Consider the following 16700-nt stretch of genomic DNA (forward strand, 5'->3'; position numbering starts at 1 on the left):
CTTCTCCTCCCACGATGAAATGTTTGTATCCCAAAAGATAAGACGGGCTTGTTAACGCATTTACTGTTTACACTTTTAGCTGATGTTAAACCATGGCAACGGTTTAATTTTCTTCCCATTATCCAGACACATTCAAGGCCTGCTTGTCAATTCCGTAGAGGCTCAATGGCGTGAAAAAATGCAGGAAAGATAAAAATGGGGATTAAAAAGAGGTAGGCGCGTCGCCTTCCATATGCTCGGCCCAGGAGGAGTAAAAAGGCCTGGGCGCAACCAAAGACAAAGCCGCGTATTGGGATATCTTTTTTACTGGGGTCAGCTCCACCTTGAAACCGGGGGGCAGCATCACGCTGTCTTTGGCCAGGGCTTGGACCATTTGGGCGATGTTATCCACATGCCAGGGATTTTTAATGGCTACGCCCTCGCCGATGCCTATGACCTCTAATCCCAACAATTGGGCGGCGCTGACTGCGCAAAGGGCGACGGCATAAGCCGCCAGGTTTGCTACGAATACACACAGGCCGTCCGTCCCGGCTCCGGCCATCTCCATAACAACCTCTGCGCTGACGGCCTTGCCTCTTAGCGGAGAGGATCTTACCAGTTCGGCCAAATTCAGCTTTTCGCCGCCCAGGATTGCAAGGTTGCATTGGTTAAAAAACCGGCTCAGTTCTTCCAACTTGGAGTCGTCTTTGATGGAAAGCAATTTCCGCGCGCAGCTTTGAATCCCCCTGCCTGACGCGAAATTCTCGGCGCAGGCTGTTTTGCGGCCGGCGCTGCATCCGCATTCCCGCCATAGCAGGTCAGGAACAAAGCCCATGGGAACATGGCCGATTTCCAGGGGAGCGGAGGAGCCGGGAACGCCGAATCCGAAACCGGTTCCCAGAATAAAATAGCCCGTCTTTTTTGGTGAAATCTTCCGTTTGGCCTGATACCAAACGCCCTGGGCGGTCGCCGCGGCCGTTCCGTCATTAGCGGCCTCGACTGGATAATGTTCAACAAAGTACGGCGCCGTCTCAGGAGGCGGGGGAGCTTTTTTATCCAACATCAAAACCCCTTTTCCTTCGCCCGATTCCTCGGCGAAGCATAAGGGCGTGTTGCCGCCCATGATAAAAATCTTCCCGTTACGCTCCCACGTCCTGCCGCACAAGCTCACGCCTTTGGCGGCGATCTTTCTCCCGTTCATAACCGATCCGAAATGCTGAAGAAAGGCGGCTTCCTGATGTTCCAAATATAGCCTGACTCTTTGGCTTCGGGGGAAGCCGTTCAAAAAAGCGTCGCAGGCGTACTGGGCAGGGCCGTCTTCCGATTGTTCGGATATGAGGAGAAAAGGACTGTCAAAGCGTTCGTGAGCGACGATTTTTCCGGTTTTGTCGGCCAGGGAAAAATCCAGTTTGGTGCCGCCAACGTCCACGCCTAAATAATAGTCCATATTCCTTCAATTCAATTTACGGGCTATAGGGGAAAAATCATCCGGCGTTGGCTACGATCTGGGCCATGCCGTCGGGAACCTGACGCCACCAGGCGGCCTGGGGAATCGCCTCCGCCGGAGTGAAGCGCTGCCCCATCAAGGGAACCGCAAGGCGCACCCCGCTGGCTTCGGCTGCGGCGGAAACCCGCTCTGCAGGCTCGTCCCAGGAGTGAAGGCTCAGGTTAAACTTGCCCCAATGGATGGGCATGAGGGTTTCGCCCTGCAAGTCCAGATGGGCCTGCACGGTCTGTTCGGGCGCCATGTGTATCAAAGGCCAATACGGGCTGTACGCTCCGCATTCTATCATGGTCAGATCGAATGGTCCGAATTTTTCGCCGATCTCCTTGAATCCGCCGAAATATCCCGAATCCCCGCCGAAAAACACCTTATGCCGCTCGCCCTGGATCACCCAGGAGCACCACAAGGTCCGATACGCGTCCAGTCCGGCCCTGCCGGAAAAATGCCGGGCGGGCATGGCTGTATAGGTCACTGGTCCGAAAGTGAAACCCTGACGCCAGTCCAACTCCACAATGCGTTCCTTGTCAATTCCCCACCGTTCCAGATGAGCGGCCACGCCCAAAGGAACGAAAAACCGGGCGGTCCGGCCTTCCAGAGCCATGACGGACCCGTAATCCAGATGATCGTAATGATCGTGGGAAATCACCACGGCGTCGACGGCGGGCAGGTCCTCTATACTCAAAGGAAGCTCTTCGTTAAACTGCCTGGGGCCGGCGAACGCCACGGGAGACGCCCGCTTGCCAAAAACCGGATCTGTCAGGATCACCTGACCGTCCATCTCTATAATAGCCGTAGAATGCCCCAGCCAGGTGACGCGCAACTCCTCCTGGGCGCCCTGGCCAATGGCCTCTGCATCCACCTTCACAAAGGGCAGAGGATGCTCAGGAACCCGGTTGTTATCCGTAAAGGCGAATTTCCAGAACGAAACCACGGAACCCCAAAAAGATTCCTGGATGGGGGTTTCCATAGGATTGAAAAACTTTCCGTCCTTAAAATGATCCGATTCCCTTGTCATGGCAAGCCCATCCCCGCCGCCCCTGGCCCCCAGTTGGGGCGCGCAGGCGTAAAAAGCCGTCGCCGTTCCCAATAAAACCGTCAAAACAAACAGCGCCCCCATGGTTCTCCTTTTCATGCCCATTCTCCGGGTCTATCCTTTATAGTTGAAAATTTAAACTACTCGGTGTAGTTTCAGGATAATATAACACGGAATTTGAGCAAGTAAACCCCTAAGTTTACTTTTTTGAGAAAATAATATGAAACTGACGGAAAAGAAAAGAGCGGACATCCTGGAGGCGGCGGTGGAGGAGTTTAAGGCCGGGGGCTTTCAGGGAACGAGTATGGACCGCATAGCGTCCACGGCCAAGGTTTCCAAGCGGACGGTGTACAATCATTTCGCCAGCAAAAAGGAGTTGTTCCGGGCCATTTTGGTGGAGCTGGTCAAACGGGGCGCCCAAGCCCCGGACCAGGCTTACGACCCGGAGCGCCCATTGGATGAGCAGCTTTTTGAAATCGCCAATCAGGAGCTGGCCTTGTTTTCCTCCCAGGATTTTCTGGATCTGGCCCGGGTCACCCTGGCGGAATATATTTTAACGCCCGAACTGGCCCGCCGGGCCTTTGACGAAATGAACGACAAGGAATTGGGCGTGCATACCTGGATACGGCAGGCTGCGGAGGATGGGCGTTTGCGTGTGGCGGATCATGAAATGGCGGCCCATCAGTTTTTGGGCTTGATCAAAACGTTTACGGTCTGGCCCCAGCTTGTGGGCGGGCAGCCATTGCTTTCCTCCCAGGAGGCGGAGCAAGTCATTCGTTCGGCTGTGGCCATGTTTTTGGATCATTACGGGGTTGAATAGACCCCTTCTGTTTTCACGCAGAAAACGCCCTTTGGAAATGACTTCCAAAGGGCGTTTTTTCGTAATAAGCGGTCAGGTTCCGGATCAAGCCATGGCGGTTTCAAACGGCTCCGCCATGTTGTACCCGAGATCCAGGGCTTTTTGGTTCATCTCCAAAAAGCCCTTGGGGATGCGGGTTTCCAGCACTTTCATGATGGATTCCGGTTTGACGATCCGGATAATCCGGGCCACGGCGCCCAGCATGCACACGTTGTAGACGATGGGCTTGCCGATTTCGTCCATAACGGCCTCGTACATGGGCAACTGGATGGGAAGGGCGTCCACCTTTTTTTCCGTGGTCACATATTTGGGATCAGAAACAAGAATCCCCCCCGGCCTCAGAATGGGATAATTGAGGGAGTACGCCTGCTGGGTCAGAGCCACCAGCAGGTTGGGCTGCAGCACATTGGGGAAGAGGATTTCGGTCTTGGAAATAATCACGTCCGCGCGGGTGGATCCGCCCCGGGCCGCGGCTCCGTATTTTTGGGACTGCACCGCAGACATGCCTTCGTAGAGGGCTGCTGCTTCCGCAAGGATCACCGCGGCCGTGATGACGCCTTGTCCTCCTGAACCGGAAAACACAAGATTATGTCGTTGCATGTTATGCCCCTCCCTTTGCCCGTTCAATGATCTTGTCGTATTCGGCGCAATATTCAGGCAGGTTTTTTTCCACAAAAACGCCGCGCTCGATGAGTTCGGGATTTTCCTGCTTGGCCTTGGATCCGATGGGAGTGGTGATGTCCTTGAACCGCTTGATCATTTCCGGCGCTTCGCCCAGCTTGTTCTTTCTGCCGTAATAGGTGGGGCATTGGGTCATGATCTCCACCACGGAAAATCCGTCGTGCAGGATGGCGTCGTGAATCATCTTGGTGCATTCCTGGGCGTGGAAGGCCGTGGACCTGGCCACATAGGTGGCGCCGGCGGCTTTGGCGATCTCCACCACGTCAAAGCTGCGGTCTATGCTGGCGTACGGGGCGGTGGTGGCCATGCCCCCGACTCCGGTGAGGGGCGAAAACTGGCCGCCCGTCATGCCGTAAATTTTATTGTTCATGACGATGGCGGTCATGCCGATGTTCCGGCGGGCGGCGTGGAGAAAATGGTTGCCGCCGATGGCCAGGGCGTCGCCGTCGCCCATGGGCACGATCACGTTCAGCTCGGGTTTGGAGAGCTTGACGCCCGTTGCAAAGGCCAAAGCCCGGCCATGCAGGGTGTGCAGGCTGTGAAAGTCCACATACCCGGAAATCCGGGCCGAACACCCAATGCCCGAAACCATGACGATTTCGTTTTTGGAAAGGCCCAACTGTTCCACGGCCCTAAGCAGGCTGTTCAACACCGTTCCGTGGCCGCAGCCCGCGCACCACATATGAGGGAAAAAACGCTCGCGAATATAATCTTTAAGGGCCATGGCTTATACCCCCTTTCCCTGGATAAGACGGAGTACTTTTAAAATGTCCGGAGGCGTGATGTATTCGCCGTCCACCCGGTTGGCCAGGAACACGTTGTCCGGCCTGTCCACGGCCTTTTTCACTTCATGGACGATCTGGCCGGTGTTCATCTCCACCACGATTACGGATTTCTTCCCGTCGCAGCAATGCTTCACCACGTCCGCCGGGAAGGGCCACAGGGTTTGAAGCTCCAAAAGCCCCAGCCTTTCGCCCCGCAGCCTCCGGTCCTTGACCACGTGGAGGGCGGACCTGGCCGAACAGCCGTAGCTCACCAGGACCCTTTCCGCGTCGTCCAGGTAATACTCCTTGTAGCGGGCCAGAACATTCACCCGGTTTTCTATTTTGTCGATCAAATGCCGGATCAGGTCATGGACCATTTTGGGATCGGCGGTGGGGAATCCCCACATGTCGTGATACAGGCCGGTGACATTGTACCGGTGCACATCACCGAAATCCGACATGGGCAGGCGCCCGTCCTCCCGGGGCAGGTAGGGGTGGTAGTTCACGCCCTCCCTCACGCTGGTCCTGAGCCTTTCCACCAGGGGCAGTTCCCCGGGTTCGGGGATCTCCAGCTTCTCCCGCATATGGCCCACGGTTTCGTCCAGCAGGAGAATCACCGGGGTCCGGTAGGTTTCGGCGATGTTGAAGGCTTCCACCGTCATTTCAAAGACGTCCTGGTGGCTGGATGCGGTCAGGGCCACGATGGAGTGGTCCCCGTGCACGCCCCACCGGGCCTGCATGACGTCTCCCTGGCTGCCGTGGGTGGGCAGGCCCGTGGACGGCCCCCCGCGCATGACATTGACGATCACGCAGGGGATCTCCGCCATGATGGCGTATCCCAGCCCCTCCTGCATGAGGGAGAAGCCCGGCCCGCTGGTGGCGGTCATGACCTTGTGGCCCGTGAGGGAGGCGCCCACTATGGCGCAAATGGAGGAGATTTCGTCCTCCATCTGAATGAACTTGCCCCCGGTCGCGGGCAGGCGCATGGCCATGCCTTCCGTAATTTCACTGGACGGCGTGATGGGATACCCTGCGTAAAACTGCACTCCGGCGTATAGGGCGCCTTCCATGCACGCTTCATTTCCTTGTACGAATTTTACCTGTCTGCTCATTTTTCATCCTGCTCCGTGATGATTTCAATGGCAAGATCCGGGCAGCGCATCTCGCACAGTTTACAGGCGATGCAGTCCTCCGGCCTGACGGCCACGGACTTTTCCTCTGCATCCATTTCCAGGACCTTTTTGGGGCAAAGCTCTACGCAGATGCCGCAGCCTTTGCACCAGTCTCTATTGATCCTGTGTTCCTTGAGTTTGGCTTTAGCCATTTGCCGCTCCCATGAATGGTGGTTGGTAAATCTTAATAATTATCTCTTTCAGGTAAATCCATATCATGCCCCGCCTTGTCCTGGCAAATTTGATAGTGTGCATTTTTTGTTCCTTTTTGGGGGACCGCGGCCCGGGAATCCTGTTTTCGTCCGACCGTTTCAGCGCGTCATAAAAAGACCCCGCCTTTGTGCTTTTAATCAAAAAGGTTGCAATGGAGCCTGCCGCCCTGTATATTTTTTTCTCCAGATATAGTCAGGTAAGAGGGGTGTACAAACATTCATTAGAGTATTCGCCCAACCTTGGGGGCGAATAGGGGGAGCTGACTAACAATGCACGATATCAAGAAAATACTATTTGTAACCGACCTTACGTCCAATGCCGCCCATGCGTACCAATACGCCTTGACCATGGCGGAGCGCTTCGGCGCCGCCATCGTGGTGATGCATGTGATGGAAGGCACGGCGTCCCTGAACGAAGAGGCCCTGGGCAAGTGGATAGGCAAGCGCCGCCTGGAAGCGATGAAGGACAAGGCCAAGGAAGAGGCCAGGGACGCTTTGATCGGCAAAAAGCGTGAGCATAAAATCATGCAGGAGGCCCTGGAAAAATTCTGTACGGAAGTGGGGCAGGTCTGCGCCGATGATTCCAAAGTCACGTCGGACGCTATTGTCATCACGGAAGGCAGAGTGGTGGACGGCATTATCGACACGTGCAAAAAACAAGACTGCGACATGATTGTCATGGCCCATCCGGTCAGGAGAGTCATTGACGAACCTCTGTTCGGGGCCACCACCAGGGGGGTGCTGCGTAAAAGCATCAAACCGGTGCTGCTTGTTCCGCCCGAACAATAAACACGTCATTTTTTTTGGAGGGTTTTATGGTCAGGACTGAAATCAGGCTGTTTTTAACAAACAAGCCCGGAGAGCTGGGGCGTTTATCCAATCTGTTGTCTGACAACGACATCAATGTGGACGCCCTAACCATACAGGACGCCTCGGACTACGTGAAGGAGCTTTTCAAGGCCAGGGGCAAGTCCATCCGCCGCATTGCTTCGGCGTCCAACTACAACTCCATGCAAAAGGATTCGGTGGAGTACGCCCTGATTCGTCTGGTTGTCAGCGATACGGACAAGGCCGTGGATCTGCTTTCCAGGGAGGAGTACCTGTTTGACTTCATTCCGGTCATCGCCCTGGAAATGAAAAACAAGCCCGGAAGCCTGGCCGAGTTCGCCAACACCCTGGGGGAACAGGGGATCAACATCAATTACGTTTACGGATCGGCCGTTCCGGGCACAAGCAACGCCTTATTTGTGTTCAGCCCCGAGGACATTGATCAGGCGATTAAGATCTTCAAGGAATAGCGGCTCACGAGACAAGTCGTTTGCTAACGACCGAAATGACAAAAGGGCGGGGAGGCGATCTCTCCGCCCTTGTTGGTTGTACGGACTGATTGGAGATTCCCGGAAAGCGAACGCATTGGAAGCCGGAAGCCCGCCTGCCAATTAAATGACAACCCGACAGAATCCTAACGCCGCTTGCCGCCCCGGCAGCGCATGGGCACGCTCTTGCCGTCCCGCTCCTCATAGACCTGTATGGCGTGCACCCCGGCGCCCGAGCTGCCCCCCAGAATAAAGGTCACCAAAAACACATGGCCTTCGGCGCAAATGGTTTTCACAAGCCATCCGTTGAGTTCCGAAGGCAGCTTGTCCTCGCTAAGGATTTGAATGTCGTCGGCGAAGGCGCAGCAACTGCCCGCCAAGTATAACAACACGACAAGAAAAACGAGAATTTTCTTCATGAAATCACCCCCACTTGATTAAAATAATACGGGATTCCCCTAAGGCCCAGGATGGTGAGGCCATCTTGCATGAAAAACCCGTTTCTGTCAAGGCGCATGCCCGGCTTTTGCATTTGCCCTTTGTAAATCCGAATATGGCATAAAGCCTGCACTTTTCTTCCCTCACGGGCAAATAGCCGCCAAGGAGATTTTTTGATGACGCCGGGAGACATCCTGAAAAAGTGCCATTCCCTGGCCGTGGCCAAGACGCGGGAAATGGGAGACGACTATGCGGAGTTGGTCTTTTTCCGGAAAGATCTGGATAAATGGAGCCAGGTCCTTTCCGAAAACCTGGGGCCCGCGGAAAAGGACGAAAACTGTACGCCTTCCAAGGAGCAGCAGGGGTTGGCCAAAGCCCTGGGAGGGGTCCGGCACAGCCAGACCCTGTTCGCCCGCAAAGGGGTCAACGGGACCGTGGTGGCCTTATATTGGCCCTGGCGCGATAAGACCCACATCACCTTAAAGCTGGGGCTCATCCCCTGAAAAAGCGCTTTTATGACCCTTAGCCTGTAAAATACTTACCAATAGTCCCGTCTTTCGACTATCTGTTCCACTACCTGTTGTGGTTTCATCGATTGTAATAAAAAAATCTTGAAATAACAAAAACGTAATGATAAGTTACTATCATACTTGTGTATTCTTGGCCCATGAGCCGAGGATCCCCCGGGCCGTGTCCTGTGCATTGCCTCCCTGTTTGACTCAGTATAGCTTCCGGTCTATCAACCGGGCTTTTGGAATATAAAGAACGCTTACCCAATACACCATTCCCTGTGGGAAACAAAATTATGAAATCTATCCGTCAGGCTTGTCCGCGCCTTTGGATCATGCATAGCGCCTGCCTGGCTGATTAAAAATTCCGGCCCTCAAAAAGGCCGGATATTATGGGGATGGGTTACTTCTGCGCGGTGGGATGGATCCCGGGCGCTGATTAGCCCCTGTTGGATGTAACATAGCCAAGAGGAAGTTTATTATGTCTGAGCGTGAAATGGGAACGGTCAAGTGGTTCAATGACAAAAAAGGTTTTGGTTTTATTGAACGTGAAGAAGGCGGGGATGTGTTTGTGCATTACAGCGCCATCGTCGGCAACGGATTCCGCTCCCTGGCCGAAGGCCAGAAGGTGGAGTTCACTGTGGTGCAGGGCGCTAAGGGGCCTGCTGCAGAAGAAGTCTCTTCCGCGTAACGAAAGAAGCTCCTTGCCTTCCGGGGGAGCCGGTTTGGTCGGAAGGCGCGGAGCCCTTCCAACATCACAATCCAGGGCCTGAAAACCCTGTTTAAAAGCCTGTGCATTCCCTTTCGGAGATGCGACTGTTTGGGTGCGTCCTGATTTCAGGGCTCGCAAAGGCCCCGCCGTGATACGCCGAAAATCCCTAAAGGTTAGCATCCGGTCAGCCGATAATAAGAATGGATCGCGGGAATCCTACCCCAACACGGTCCATTCATATTCTTCGGGAAGCCCCTGGATATTTCCCCCCCCTTCCCCCGCACCGGATTCCGGGGGCTTCGTTTTCCACCCACGAACAGGCTCCTGGCCTGTTCTTGGTTTTTGGGCCTGGCCGCAAACAAGTAACTATTCGTTAATACGAGGATTACAGCAAAAATTGACTCCCTATATAAAAAAGGCCGACGCAGCCGCGCCGGCCTTTTGCAATTGCAATAACTAAATGGCTACCATCGCATGAGGTTGGCGCCCCAGGTAAAGCCTGCGCCAAAGCCGAGCATCATAATCAAGTCGCCCCGCTCCAGTTTTCCGGCCCGATAGGTTTCGTCCAAAAGCAGGGGGATGGAAGCCGCCGTGGTGTTGCCGTAATTCTGCATATTGTGGAGGAACTTCTCCTGGTCGATCCCCAGCTTGTCCGCCACGATCTGGTTGATCCGCATGTTGGCCTGATGGGGGATGAAAAACTTGATGTCGTCCGGGTTTACATTCTGGGTTTTAAACGTGTTCTCCACGGTTTCCACCAGTCTTGTCACCGCGTGCTTGAACACGGTCCTGCCGTCCATTTTGGGGAAAATGTCGGTGTTGTCAATGGAATCGTGGGTCATATACGGCTTCCGGGACATGTCCCAGATATCCAGGTACAAGGCCCTGGCGTGCTTGCCGTCCGCATGAAGCTCGGAATACAACAGGCCCCGGTTGGGATCTTCGCAAGGGGAGACCACGGCCGCCCCGGCGCCGTCCCCGAAAAGCACGGTCACATCCCTGCCCCGGGTGGAAAAATCCAATGCGCTGGAGTGGACTTCCGAGCCCACCACCAGTACATTCTTATACTGGCCGGTCCGCACAAAGGCGTCTGCAATGGACAGGGAGTACAAAAAACCCGTGCACTGATTCCTTACATCCAAAACGCCCTGCCCTTCCAAACCCAACTTGGCCTGCAGATAACACCCTGTTCCGGGAAAGTGATAATCCGGCGACAGGGTGGCGAAGATCAAATAATCCACGTCCTGCATCTCAATGCCGGCGTCATCCACCGCTCTCTTGCACGCCTCCACAGCCAGGTCCGAGCAAAACACCCCGTCCTCGGCGTATCTTCTTTCCTTGATCCCGCTTCGCGTCTGGATCCACTCATCGCTGGTGTCCATAAACTGGGCCAGGTCGTCATTGGTGACGACTGTGGGAGGGACATAGCTCCCAATACCGGATATCACACTACGAATCATCAATTATCCTCCGAAAATGAACAGGCGCGTTTACGCGCAGGGCAGGCGTTTGTCAGGCTAATGTTTAAAGAATGACCGAAGGCTTGTCAATGGACTTTGGCCTGAAAATCCCCAATATAAGGAAGCCGGTCGTCCTGATGAACAAGATTTTTCCTGCATGGCAAGACACTTTCGTCTCCTTCCCACCCGAAATTTACCTAAAGTTCTCTGAAAAAAAACCGAAAGAATTCCTAGATCAGCGCAAAACGTTCTTTGACAATAGGAAATCACCACAGGGCGGTTCTTTTTTTGAACAGCGTCGTCATGTTGCTTTTTGTTCTCAGCCAAACCTGTTGCAAAGCGGGGACGGAAAGCCACGGGTCCGCGTCCGCGGACAGCCGGGTTGCCTGCAGGAATTACCTGCTGAAAGGGGACCTCATGAAGAAAAAAGCAATCTTGATCACAATCATTCTCGTAGTATTAGGGTGCGTGCCGGCCATGGCCCAAATGGTGGAACTTGCTGATTCCGATTTGGAATTGATCACCGGTCAGGCTTCGGATATCGGCGTCCCCCAAACCTTTGAAAACGCGGACGCCAGCCAGATACGGTACAATTTCGAATTGGGCGCCCTGGACATGGACTCTGTCATCCAAAACCTACAAGGGACGGAGTTCGAATTGCCCAGGACCACCATTTCCATTGAGTCCATCTCCACCAGCACCCCTTTTGGCGCCATCGACGTCAGAGGGATTAACGTGGACATGGAAGCCGGAACCACAGTTCGTTTTTTTTAACCATACGGAACGGTGCGGCAGCTTGACGGCGCTGTTGAGAAAAAGACCTCCCTACCTGTGTTTTTTCTTATTGCTAACCTGCTAATTATAATAATTAAAGAATAAAAAATACATAAAATCAGTATATTATAAACCAAGGCCTTGGGCATGGGTTTTGCAAATATTGCTATCGTCGAATTTGTCGTCATGTTTGGCGGGGGAACCAAACGCCGGCTATACAGCGGATTGTCGTTAATTGACGAATTATCGTTAATTTTTGATCTTGCTTCCCGGCAGGCCTTCCCCCCACGTTTTCAATTAATAAAACGGAAGGCCAGGCTCATGATTACCATACCAGCGCAAGAAAGCGCCGGTTTTGCACCCTCTTGTGAAAACCGGCGGATCAAAGAAGCGGCCAGACTTGCTGCGTTGCTCAAGGAAGCCTCCCGCACGGGTCACCGGCAAGAGGAAGTCCAGTGCATTCTGGACGTGCAGGAGGGCCTGTGGGAAAGCAGCGTGCCGGAAGAACGGCTCCATAAGGTTTTTTCCCTGGTCTTTCAAGCAGCCGGAGAACATGCACCCATTGGCGGCAGGATTTACGCCAAACTTGGAAATGTCGCCATTTCCAACGCCGAAGCCGAAGCCGTCGGCATACAGCCCGGCGCCTATGTTAAGGTCTCCATCACTAACAGCGGCTTCAATATGGACTGCCCGGAAAGTTTAACCACGGAAACGGACGCCCTTTGCGGCCTGATCCATACCCCCGGCCCTAATGGCGAAGTCGCCTTCTTCCTCCCGGCCGAACACAATGAAAACCCCGCCCCAAAACCCGGAATCGAAGAAAAACAACGCATCCTCATCATGGACGACGACGAAGCCGTCTGCGAAATCGCCACTCAAATGCTTAAATTCCTGGGGTACGAATCCGCCGTGTCCATGAACGGCGACGAAGCCGTGACCATGTATAAACAAGCCCAGGAACAAGGCAGGCCCTTCGCTGCGGTTATCCTGGATCTCACCGTGCCCGACGGCCCCGGCGCCGAAGAAACCATCAAACGCCTGGAAGCCCTGGACCCCAATGTGACGGCCCTCATCTCCTCGGGATATTTCGACGAGCCGGCCGTGGCCCAGTTCCAGGACTACGGATTTTCAGGGGCCATCATCAAGCCGTTTCGTTTAAAAGCCCTGGGGGCTGTTATCAAAGCCGCCCTGACCGGGGAGATCGGTTGAGGGAAGATTTTTCTCTACGCATGGAAAAAATCGGTTGACAAAATTTTTTAACTGGACTACTGGTCGGACCATCAGATCAGATGATGAGGCTACCGCCAAATGCGAGGATCGCCATGCAAATAAAACCCGTGGAAAAACAAAGCCTGTCCAACCAGGTTTTCAACCAGATCAGAGACTTTATCCTGAACGAACAATATCGCCCCGGAGACAAACTCCCCTCGGAGCGTGAATTGTGCGATCTCATGCAGATCAACCGAAGCTCCGTGCGGGAAGCCCTCAAACGCCTGGAGCAGGCCAGGCTCATTGAGATCCGCCACGGCGAGGGATCCGTGGTCCTGGACTTTAAGTATCACGGCGGATTCGACCTTATCCGGCACATGGTGGAGCCTGGCAAGCCTCTGAATTACCTGGCCATACGCAGTTTGTGCGAGGTTCGTTCCCTGGTATGCACGGAAATCGCACGGCTGGCGGCCTTGCGGATCAAGGAGCCGGAGTTAGAGGAATTGGCTGGGATCGTGGGGCAAATGAAAATCTGCGTCCAGGACGGGGAAGGGGATTTTCAAAGCCTGGATTTTGAGTTCCATTACACCCTGGCCAAGGCCAGCGAAAACGTGGCTTTTTTGTTGATGCTCAACTCCATCCGGGAGGTTTACCTGCCCATGGCCCAGGCCTTTTCCGCCATGTTTACGCATGTTGCAGGCGATCCCGGAGTATACGAAGACATATATCAGGCCGTAAAGGGGGGGGATTCCCAAGAGGCCGGAAACTTAACCCACCAATTGATAGAAGAAGGCAACCGGATTTTCATGGAGTTACATGAGAAGGCCTGAAGCGCCGGGCCTGACTGGGAAAGGACGCAACATGGCAAGTTTGCAAGGAAAAAGGGTTTTGATCACAGGCGCGGCCAACGGCATCGGCCGCTCCATGGCGGGATTCTTCGCCAAGGCGGGGAGCACGCTCATCCTGACGGATATGGACGAACAGGCCCTGGAGGAAACCGCGGACAAGCTGCGCCAGGGCGGAACGCGCATCTACACCTATGTGGTGGACGTATCCAAATCCGAAGAAGTGAATAAAATGGCCGAACAGGTCATCGCCAATCCGGGCATCGACATCCTTGTCAATAACGCCGGCATTGGCCATAACGGGGAAATCATTGAAACGCCCCTGGCCAAGTGGAAAGCCCTCATGGACGTGAATTTCTACGGCCCTCTTTACCATGTCTATGCGTTCATGCCTCAAATGATCAAGCAGGGCAGCGGCCACATCGTCAACGTGTCCTCGGGCCAGGCATTTTTCCGCCTGCCCACCTGGGGGCCCTACGCAACCATCAAACTGGCCCTGGGCGGGTTTTCCGAACTCCTGCGGGTCGAGGCCAAAAAATTCGGCATCAAGGTCACCACGGTCTACCCATTTATGGTGAATACCGGATTTTATAAGGAAATCGAGGGCGACACCTTGGGAACCAAGCTGTCCATGAAGCTCCTGCCTTTTTATTCCATGAAGCCCGAAAAGGTGGCTAAAATCATCTTTAAGGCCGTGAAAAAGGAGAAGCCCGTGGAGATGGTCAGCATGCTCAATGACCTGGGATATATCACCCGACTTCTGCCGCCTGTTTCCAATATGGTGAGCGCAGCCTCCCTTCTCTTCCTGGGCAAGGACGCCGATATCCTACGCCGGGAGCAAGGGATCTAAAACGCATTATTTCTGAACTTTAGGTATATGGAGACGATATATGGGACGCATTAAAGATTTGTACACAATGGTCAAGGAACGCCGCCTGGGATTCGTCATGGACGAAGTCATGAGCGGAGACCACGAATTCATGCCCGGCATGGGGCCCGAAGGCAGGCTCCCCTTTGAATTCCGGGTGACCTGGGGCCCCAGGCATTTGATCAAATGGATCAATCCCCTGGGCGGGGCGTTCATGACTCAACCTTTGGAAGGGACGGTGACCGTGGGGGGGATGTGCACAAGGGTTCCCTGCTCCGGAACCCTGGAACTGGCCTATTTTACGGAGGCCAAAATTCGGTACACCTTTGAATTCGTTTTCGGCGGAAAAACCTACCATTTTGTGGGTGAAAAAATCCACATCAGGCCTTGGAACCTCCATGTAAGCCACACAACGTGTTACGGGACCCTCAAGGAAAAGGACACAGGCAAGCCGGTATCCAAGTCTGTGACCCACTTCAGGTTCCGGACCACGCCCGCCTTTCTTGCCAGCCTCCGATTCGCCTGAGGCCCCGCCATTAGTTGATAAAGGCTCATCATAATACCTCCGTCAAAAACGAATCGCCCAAACCGGCCCGGTTGAAAACCCTCTTCAACCGGGCTTTTTTTCGTCAAAGGCAAAGAACACTAAAACGAAAAGCAAAAAGAGAATTTACGCCTCCGGCGGCAAACTTTTGAAAAAGTTTGATCAAAACTTTAAAATGGCGCTTCGCGCAGGGAAATATGAAAAAAATTTCGGCTCCCCCTTTGGATGGTTTACTTAAAAATTGCCGTTCCAAGCCTGTCAATGCATCCATAAAATGTATTTGCCGAAAAAATCCAAGGCTCTTGTTTTGGGCGCCCCAGACAGCGCAGTTTGCCGCCGAGTTGCGAAGCGAGAATAGATTCGCCCCCAAGGTCTGCTCCAAAATCAGGGATTTACAATACTCCCGGATATTTCTATTTGCTCATGCTTCTTCCCCCGTTGTTAAGCCTACTAAACTCTCCCCTGAAGGCTTCACAGTTTCGATCAATTCACAAACCTTGAGCGGAAACTCTTGATTTCTCCCGCAAGATCCGTGGTATATTCCTCACTACACATAATACAAATTGGGGTGAAAGCCATGACCGATGAAAGCTCAAGGAAGAGCGCCGTAAAGAAAACCGGCGTCATCTGGTACGAAGACGGTACGAAGGAGACCTTTGAACTCCGCCAAATCTCCGATGAAGAATTGCAGCACGTCCTATCGGAACACAAAAAATGGGTTGATTCTTTCCGAAAAGAGGGAAAACAAGCCGACTTAAGAAAAACAGACTTAAGCTACCGCGATCTGTCAAATTTTAATCTATTTGAAGCAAAATTTGGAAAAGCGAGCCTCGTGGGAGCCAAAATGGAAAACGCTTATTTAATGGGAGCTAACCTTCAAAAGGCTGATCTAAGAAGTGCCAGTTTAAAAAAGGCTGTTTTATATGGGGCCGACCTCCGGAAGGCTGTTTTACATAGCGCCGATCTCCAAAGGGGGGTGCTACTGGAAGCCAACCTGCAAAAGGCTGATTTACGGAGGGTCAATTGTGAGGAAGCAGATGTTTTTGGGGTCAAATATAACAGAAACACTCTTTGCCAAGGCATTCGGATTTCCTCTTGTCACGGCAGCGCCATGTTCAAGGCCTTCGCCCAGCACCAGGATTTTTTGGAAGAATTGCAGACAAGAAAGTGGAATAATAAAGAGTTGAAGTTCAAACTCGGCAAAAAGGAGTTTGATCTAAACAATTGGGGCAAAGTCTTGTACCATATTTGGAACATCTTCGCTGATTGCGGACGCACTCCATGGCGGTGGATGGGGTGGTCGGCTGGTTTTATGGGCATTTTTGCCATTATTTTTCTTTTATTGGGAAAGAACGCCTTTGTCATTAGCAACCTGTCTCATGAGGGAATAGTGGAGCGCTTTGGATGCCTGCTCTATTACAGCATCGTCACCTTCACCACCTTGGGCTTCGGGGACGTAACGCCGGCCAACGGTTGGGCCGCCTTCTTTGTAGGCATTGAGGTCATGATTGGATATGTGATGCTTGGCGGCCTGATTTCCATTTTTGCCACCCTGATCACCCGCCGAAGTTAAAATGAAAGGGCCTTTAAAAAGGCTTCAAACCATCTTGAAAGGCCCTGAAAAAATTTTTAAATGTGTTCAACTCCACCGGCGTACAATTTCATCCCAAATGTCGCGTTATTCCCGCAAGACGCTGGATTCCCGATAAAGACGCTCGAGAATGACGAATAACGGCTATGACAGGCGCGGGGGCCTGTCGCTGCATTTCCTTCCAAGAGATATACTTTTTACCCCTCTCAGCTCTTGCGCGCAGCGCCATT

Annotated in this window: 19 protein-coding genes and 1 riboswitch; of the genes, 11 read left to right on the forward strand and 8 right to left on the reverse strand. The window is 53.4% G+C overall.

Annotated elements, in window-relative coordinates; translation table 11 throughout:
• Positions 1-202 precede the first annotated feature (202 nt).
• Positions 203-1426, reverse strand: coding sequence for an ROK family protein (locus tag G491_RS0115600; protein ID WP_028315267.1), 1224 nt, complete (start codon positions 1424-1426; stop codon positions 203-205).
• Between the two features lie 37 nt (positions 1427-1463).
• On the reverse strand, positions 1464-2615 hold the full coding sequence (locus G491_RS0115605) for an MBL fold metallo-hydrolase (protein WP_248635413.1): 1152 nt from the start codon (positions 2613-2615) through the stop codon (positions 1464-1466).
• 121 nt (positions 2616-2736) lie between these two features.
• Here G491_RS0115605 and G491_RS0115610 point away from each other — a divergent pair, with 121 nt between their 5' ends.
• Positions 2737-3336 carry a TetR/AcrR family transcriptional regulator gene (locus G491_RS0115610; RefSeq protein WP_028315269.1) on the forward strand — a complete coding sequence of 200 codons (600 nt, stop codon included), beginning with the start codon at positions 2737-2739 and terminating at the stop codon, positions 3334-3336.
• 84 nt (positions 3337-3420) lie between these two features.
• Here G491_RS0115610 and G491_RS0115615 read toward each other — a convergent pair whose 3' ends face one another.
• From G491_RS0115615 to G491_RS0115630, 4 genes are read right to left on the reverse strand one after another with little or no spacing between them, the layout of a single operon-like run.
• Entirely contained in the window at positions 3421-3975 is a 555-nt protein-coding gene (locus G491_RS0115615) for a 2-oxoacid:acceptor oxidoreductase family protein (protein ID WP_015947473.1), read from the reverse strand.
• Between the two features lies 1 nt (position 3976).
• A complete protein-coding gene (locus G491_RS0115620) occupies positions 3977-4780 on the reverse strand; it encodes a 2-oxoacid:ferredoxin oxidoreductase subunit beta (protein WP_015947474.1) in 804 nt (267 codons plus the stop codon).
• Positions 4781-4783: 3 nt separating this feature from the next.
• A complete protein-coding gene (locus G491_RS0115625) occupies positions 4784-5932 on the reverse strand; it encodes a 2-oxoacid:acceptor oxidoreductase subunit alpha (RefSeq protein WP_015947475.1) in 1149 nt (382 codons plus the stop codon).
• Positions 5929-6144: a 4Fe-4S dicluster domain-containing protein gene (locus G491_RS0115630; RefSeq protein WP_015947476.1), complete on the reverse strand. Its 216-nt coding sequence runs from the start codon at positions 6142-6144 to the stop codon at positions 5929-5931. The genes G491_RS0115625 and G491_RS0115630 overlap by 4 nt, the downstream gene beginning before the upstream one ends.
• Positions 6145-6474: 330 nt before the next feature.
• On the opposite strand from G491_RS0115630, the gene G491_RS0115640 reads away from it, so the two are divergent.
• Positions 6475-6993 (forward strand): universal stress protein, encoded by a 519-nt coding sequence (locus G491_RS0115640; protein ID WP_028315270.1) that lies wholly within the window; start codon positions 6475-6477, stop codon positions 6991-6993.
• 26 nt (positions 6994-7019) lie between these two features.
• A complete protein-coding gene (locus G491_RS0115645; RefSeq protein ID WP_015947478.1) occupies positions 7020-7502 on the forward strand; it encodes an ACT domain-containing protein in 483 nt (160 codons plus the stop codon).
• A gap of 164 nt (positions 7503-7666) precedes the next feature.
• Here the strand turns inward: G491_RS0115645 and G491_RS0115650 are convergent, their stop codons facing one another.
• Entirely contained in the window at positions 7667-7939 is a 273-nt protein-coding gene (locus G491_RS0115650; protein ID WP_015947479.1) for a hypothetical protein, read from the reverse strand.
• Between the two features lie 195 nt (positions 7940-8134).
• Between G491_RS0115650 and G491_RS0115660 the strand changes: the two genes are divergently transcribed.
• On the forward strand, positions 8135-8461 hold the full coding sequence (locus G491_RS0115660; protein WP_028315272.1) for a hypothetical protein: 327 nt from the start codon (positions 8135-8137) through the stop codon (positions 8459-8461).
• A gap of 487 nt (positions 8462-8948) precedes the next feature.
• Positions 8949-9158 carry a cold shock domain-containing protein gene (locus G491_RS0115665; RefSeq protein WP_015947482.1) on the forward strand — a complete coding sequence of 70 codons (210 nt, stop codon included), beginning with the start codon at positions 8949-8951 and terminating at the stop codon, positions 9156-9158.
• Between the two features lie 485 nt (positions 9159-9643).
• Here the strand turns inward: G491_RS0115665 and G491_RS0115670 are convergent, their stop codons facing one another.
• Positions 9644-10639, reverse strand: a complete 996-nt coding sequence (locus G491_RS0115670; RefSeq protein ID WP_028315273.1) for a beta-ketoacyl-ACP synthase III — start codon at positions 10637-10639, stop codon at positions 9644-9646.
• 312 nt (positions 10640-10951) lie between these two features.
• Positions 10952-11029, forward strand: a riboswitch (cyclic di-GMP riboswitch).
• A 27-nt stretch (positions 11030-11056) separates the two neighbouring features.
• Here G491_RS0115670 and G491_RS0115680 point away from each other — a divergent pair.
• The 6 genes from G491_RS0115680 to G491_RS34045 all read left to right on the forward strand — a co-directional run bounded on the left by G491_RS0115680 (position 11057) and on the right by G491_RS34045 (position 16452).
• Complete coding sequence (locus tag G491_RS0115680) at positions 11057-11413, forward strand: hypothetical protein (protein ID WP_081435950.1); 357 nt, start codon at positions 11057-11059, stop codon at positions 11411-11413.
• A 321-nt stretch (positions 11414-11734) separates the two neighbouring features.
• Positions 11735-12622 carry a response regulator gene (locus G491_RS34030; RefSeq protein ID WP_051327295.1) on the forward strand — a complete coding sequence of 296 codons (888 nt, stop codon included), beginning with the start codon at positions 11735-11737 and terminating at the stop codon, positions 12620-12622.
• A 113-nt stretch (positions 12623-12735) separates the two neighbouring features.
• Complete coding sequence (locus tag G491_RS34035; RefSeq protein WP_015947486.1) at positions 12736-13452, forward strand: FadR/GntR family transcriptional regulator; 717 nt, start codon at positions 12736-12738, stop codon at positions 13450-13452.
• A gap of 31 nt (positions 13453-13483) precedes the next feature.
• Positions 13484-14317, forward strand: a complete 834-nt coding sequence (locus G491_RS34040) for an SDR family NAD(P)-dependent oxidoreductase (RefSeq protein ID WP_169829445.1) — start codon at positions 13484-13486, stop codon at positions 14315-14317.
• A gap of 40 nt (positions 14318-14357) precedes the next feature.
• Entirely contained in the window at positions 14358-14861 is a 504-nt protein-coding gene (locus G491_RS0115700; protein WP_028315276.1) for a hypothetical protein, read from the forward strand.
• 595 nt (positions 14862-15456) lie between these two features.
• Positions 15457-16452, forward strand: coding sequence for a pentapeptide repeat-containing protein (locus tag G491_RS34045; protein WP_051327297.1), 996 nt, complete (start codon positions 15457-15459; stop codon positions 16450-16452).
• Positions 16453-16700: the final 248 nt, after the last annotated feature.

The sequence above is a fragment of the Desulfatibacillum aliphaticivorans DSM 15576 genome (assembly GCF_000429905.1).
Lineage (GTDB): Bacteria > Desulfobacterota > Desulfobacteria > Desulfobacterales > Desulfatibacillaceae > Desulfatibacillum > Desulfatibacillum aliphaticivorans.

Coding starts and splice junctions, on each gene's coding strand:
- G491_RS0115660 (WP_028315272.1), top strand. CDS start 8,135: ATGACGCCGGGAGACATCCTGAAAAAGTGCCATTCCCTGGCCGTGGCC.
- G491_RS0115605 (WP_248635413.1), bottom strand. CDS start 2,615: ATGAAAAGGAGAACCATGGGGGCGCTGTTTGTTTTGACGGTTTTATTG.
- G491_RS0115625 (WP_015947475.1), bottom strand. CDS start 5,932: ATGAGCAGACAGGTAAAATTCGTACAAGGAAATGAAGCGTGCATGGAA.
- G491_RS0115700 (WP_028315276.1), top strand. CDS start 14,358: ATGGGACGCATTAAAGATTTGTACACAATGGTCAAGGAACGCCGCCTG.
- G491_RS0115600 (WP_028315267.1), bottom strand. CDS start 1,426: ATGGACTATTATTTAGGCGTGGACGTTGGCGGCACCAAACTGGATTTT.
- G491_RS0115665 (WP_015947482.1), top strand. CDS start 8,949: ATGTCTGAGCGTGAAATGGGAACGGTCAAGTGGTTCAATGACAAAAAA.
- G491_RS0115640 (WP_028315270.1), top strand. CDS start 6,475: ATGCACGATATCAAGAAAATACTATTTGTAACCGACCTTACGTCCAAT.
- G491_RS0115650 (WP_015947479.1), bottom strand. CDS start 7,939: ATGAAGAAAATTCTCGTTTTTCTTGTCGTGTTGTTATACTTGGCGGGC.
- G491_RS34035 (WP_015947486.1), top strand. CDS start 12,736: ATGCAAATAAAACCCGTGGAAAAACAAAGCCTGTCCAACCAGGTTTTC.
- G491_RS0115680 (WP_081435950.1), top strand. CDS start 11,057: ATGAAGAAAAAAGCAATCTTGATCACAATCATTCTCGTAGTATTAGGG.
- G491_RS0115645 (WP_015947478.1), top strand. CDS start 7,020: ATGGTCAGGACTGAAATCAGGCTGTTTTTAACAAACAAGCCCGGAGAG.
- G491_RS34030 (WP_051327295.1), top strand. CDS start 11,735: ATGATTACCATACCAGCGCAAGAAAGCGCCGGTTTTGCACCCTCTTGT.
- G491_RS0115630 (WP_015947476.1), bottom strand. CDS start 6,144: ATGGCTAAAGCCAAACTCAAGGAACACAGGATCAATAGAGACTGGTGC.
- G491_RS0115615 (WP_015947473.1), bottom strand. CDS start 3,975: ATGCAACGACATAATCTTGTGTTTTCCGGTTCAGGAGGACAAGGCGTC.
- G491_RS0115620 (WP_015947474.1), bottom strand. CDS start 4,780: ATGGCCCTTAAAGATTATATTCGCGAGCGTTTTTTCCCTCATATGTGG.
- G491_RS0115610 (WP_028315269.1), top strand. CDS start 2,737: ATGAAACTGACGGAAAAGAAAAGAGCGGACATCCTGGAGGCGGCGGTG.
- G491_RS34045 (WP_051327297.1), top strand. CDS start 15,457: ATGACCGATGAAAGCTCAAGGAAGAGCGCCGTAAAGAAAACCGGCGTC.
- G491_RS34040 (WP_169829445.1), top strand. CDS start 13,484: ATGGCAAGTTTGCAAGGAAAAAGGGTTTTGATCACAGGCGCGGCCAAC.
- G491_RS0115670 (WP_028315273.1), bottom strand. CDS start 10,639: ATGATTCGTAGTGTGATATCCGGTATTGGGAGCTATGTCCCTCCCACA.